Genomic DNA, 3,563 nt, shown 5'->3' on the forward strand with positions numbered 1-3,563 from the left:
CGGAGCCGGCGCTGCCTTCGGAGCTGCCTTGGGTGCCGCCTTGGGCGCAGCCTTCGGTGCCGCAGGCGCCGGCGCTGCCGGCTGCTGGGCCTGAGCGGCAGGAACCAGGAGCGCCGCAGAGAATGCCGTCGCCGCCATCAGGGCAACAATTCGCCCATGCGGCCGGACCGGGGCGGCCAAGATACGGAAATTCATTGCGGAAAACCCTTTCTGAACGGCGGCGCCCGAAACCGCTGCAGGCGCCGACACATAGCCGCGAAACACAGCTGCTCGCGCGGCTGTCTCCTAGTCAATTGAGGCGGATACGTGACAGGCGTTCCCGCCTTCGAATTGCACGCCTTCAATACAGCGGCGCGCGGAAAGATCAATGCCGACAAGCGCATTTGCGCCTATGTGACGACGAGTTTCGGCGGCCTGTGATAAACCTCGGCCGTGACGTTTCGCGAATCAAATCCGGCGCCTCACGCACCTGTTCCCGGGCACGGTTGGCGCGCCGCATTGGCCGCCATCTGGCTTGCTTTGGTATTCGTCCCGGCGCTGTTGACGGGCGGACCTGCCTCGGCATTGGCCGCCGAGAGCCACGCGATCGCGATGCACGGCGCGCCCGCGCTGCCGGCCGACTTCACCCATTTGCCCTACGCCAATCCGGGCGCTCCCAAGGGCGGCCGCCTGGTCCTGAGCCCACGAGAAGGCACCTTCGACAGCCTCAACCCCCTGATTGTCAGGGGCCTCTCCGTGCAGCAGCTCCGGGGCTACGCCTATGAGCGCGGCTACGTCTACGAAAGTCTGTTGGTGCGGAACAATGACGAGCCCTTCACGCTCTATGGCCTGCTCGCCCGCAGCGTCGAGACCGACGACGCCAGAAGTTATGTGACATTCCATATCGATCCTCGGGCGCGCTTCTCCGACGGGCACGAGGTCACGGCCGACGACGTGGTGTTCTCGCTCGAATTGCTGCGCGATCACGGCCGTCCGCTGCATCACCAATATTATTCGAAAGTCGCAAAGACCGAGGTGCTCGACCCGCTGACGGTGCGGTTCGATTTTGGCGGCGTCGCGGATCGCGAGTTGCCGATGATCCTCGGCCTGATGCCGATCCTGCCGCGCCACGCCACCGACGTCGCCAGATTCGAGGAGACCACGTTGGCGCCGCCGATCGGCTCCGGCCCGTATCGTGTGTCGGCGGTCAAGCCCGGCGCCAGCGTGACCTTCACCCGCAATCCCGATTACTGGGGCCGTGACCTGCCGGTGAACCGCGGCCTCTGGAATTTTGACGAGATCAGGCTCGACTACTACCGCGATGCCAACGGCCAGTTCGAGGCGTTCAAGCGCGGCCTCTACGACTTCAGGACCGAGCCCGAACCGCTGCGCTGGCACGACGGCTACGATTTCCCCGCAGCGAAAAGCGGCGAGGTGATCCGCGAGGCCATCAAGATCGGCATCCCGCAACCGTCCGAATTCCTGGTGTTCAACACCAGGCGGCCGAAATTTGCCGACGTCAGGGTGCGGCAGGCCCTGCTGATGCTGTTCGATTTCGAGTGGATCAACCGCAATTACTATTTCGGACTCTATTCGCGCTCGGGCGGCTATTTCACCGGATCGGAGCTGTCCGCCTATGGCCGCCCGGCCGATGATCGCGAGCGCGAACTGCTGAAGCCATATCTGTCGCACATCCCGCCTGACATCCTCGAGGGCCGCTATCGCCTCCCCGTCACCGACGGGTCAGGCCGCGACCGCACCATCCTTCGCGACGCGCTCGCGCTGCTGTCCGAGGCGGGCTACGCGCTCGACGGCACGGTGCTGAAGCAGCGCTCGACCGGGGCGCCGCTCCGGATCGAGATCCTGGTGACGACACGCGAGCATGAACGGATCGCCCTCGCCTACCAGCGCGACCTGAAGCGCGCCGGCATCGACGCCGCGGTGCGGGTGGTCGACGCGGTGCAGTTCGAGCAGCGCAGGGTCGCCTATGATTTCGACATGATCCCCATTCGCTGGGACCAGTCGCTGTCGCCCGGCAACGAGCAGTGGTTCTACTGGGGCAGCCAGGCGGCCGACGTGGCGGGCACCCGCAACTACATGGGCGCCAAGGATCCGGCCATCGACGCCACGATTGCCGCGCTGCTGGCGGCGCGGGAGCGGCCGGCCTTTGTCTCGGCGGTGCGGGCGCTGGACCGGGCCCTGACCTCGGGCTTCTACGCTATCCCCCTATTTAACTTGGGAGAGCAATGGATCGCGCGGTGGAATCGGATAGAACGGCCTTCGACCACGGCGTTGTCGGGCTACCTGCCGGAGACTTGGTGGCAGAAGCCCGGCGGGCAATCAAATTGATCCGCCAAGTGAACTGCAAAGTGATTTTCCAGGTGATGCGGACCGCCGCGGCATGACCTGGTCCGATCGAAGCGATGCAACCGACGTTGAACCTGTGAACCAGTCGATCACCTCGCCCACGCTCGATACGCTGTTCAAGCGCACTTTGGCGCGGCAACCCGAGGCGCTGGCGCTGGTCGATCCGCTCAACAAGCAACGCGTCACCGGACAGCCCCGCAAGCGCCTGACCTATGCGCAGGCCGACCGCGCGATCACCGCAATTGCAGCCCATTTCGTCGAGATCGGATTGCCGGCCAACACGGTGATCGCGGTTCAGCTTCCCTCAACGATCGAATTTGCCCTGACGGTGCTCGCCGCCCACCGGGTCGGCCTGGTGGTGGTGCCGTTGCCGCTGCTGTGGCGGCAGGCCGAGCTGACGTCGGTGCTCAACCGCACCGCGGCGCGGGCGATCGTGACTTGCAGCAAGATCGACGGCGTCTCCTATGCCGACATCGCCATGAACGCCGCCGCGGAAGCCTTCTCGATCCGGCATGTCTGCGGCTTCGGCGCCGATCTGCCTGAAGGCATGTCGTCGCTCGACGAGGCGATCCTGCAGGACTCCCGGACCACGCGCCGCATGATCGAGGACGGCCGCAAGCCGGCGCTGATCTCCTTCGACGTCACCAGCGACGGCTTTCGCCCGGTGCCGCGCGCGCATTTCGGCCTGATCGCCGGCGGGCTCGCGATGTCGCTGGAGAGCGACCTGCCGCAAGGCGCGACCATCATGTCGGCGTTCGCGCCGATGTCGTTTGCCGGCATCTGCTCGTCGCTGGTGACCTGGTTGCTGTCGGGCGGAACGCTCGTCATGCATCACCCGTTCGACGAGGAGACGTTCGAAGCCCAGTTCAACGATCACGCCTGCGATACGTTGATCGCCCCGGCGCAGCTCGCACTGCGGCTCGACGAGCAAGGTCTGTCGGAGCGGCTGCCCACCCTGCGCAACGTGATCGGCCTCTGGCGGACGCCGGAGCAGGTTGCCTCCAGTGCGCACTGGACCTCGCGGCGGGTGACCATGACCGACGTCTACCTGTTCGGCGAGGCCGGGCTGTTCGGCGCCCGCCGCACTGCCGAGGACGGATCGCCGGCGCCGATCAAGCCCGGTCCGCACAGCGCGCCGCGCGAAGCCCCGGGCGCATCGATCGCCGGCGAGATCCTGCTGACGGCGAAGGGCACGCTCGGCCTGCGCGGGCCGATGG

2 protein-coding genes and 1 pseudogene are annotated in these 3,563 nt (G+C 66.2%); 2 read left to right on the forward strand and 1 reads right to left on the reverse strand.

Translation table 11 applies throughout. The features are described from left to right. Positions 1-195, reverse strand: a pseudogene (locus AC628_RS40495) (invasion associated locus B family protein); the annotation flags it as partial. Positions 196-591: 396 nt separating this feature from the next. Here AC628_RS40495 and AC628_RS40500 point away from each other — a divergent pair. Next, positions 592-2,328, forward strand: coding sequence for an extracellular solute-binding protein (locus AC628_RS40500; protein ID WP_083633313.1), 1,737 nt, complete (start codon positions 592-594; stop codon positions 2,326-2,328). Between the two features lie 52 nt (positions 2,329-2,380). Then, positions 2,381-3,563, forward strand: a 1,183-nt coding sequence (locus AC628_RS40505; protein ID WP_074132368.1) for an AMP-binding protein, incomplete at its 3' end; no start/stop codon positions are given.

The organism is Bradyrhizobium sp. NAS96.2, assembly GCF_001908235.1.
In the GTDB taxonomy this organism is placed as follows: Bacteria; Pseudomonadota; Alphaproteobacteria; order Rhizobiales; family Xanthobacteraceae; genus Bradyrhizobium.

Bases quoted from the DNA above. Each gene is read 5' to 3' on its own strand.
- AC628_RS40500 (WP_083633313.1), top strand. From the start codon at position 592: ATGCACGGCGCGCCCGCGCTGCCGGCCGACTTCACCCATTTGCCCTAC.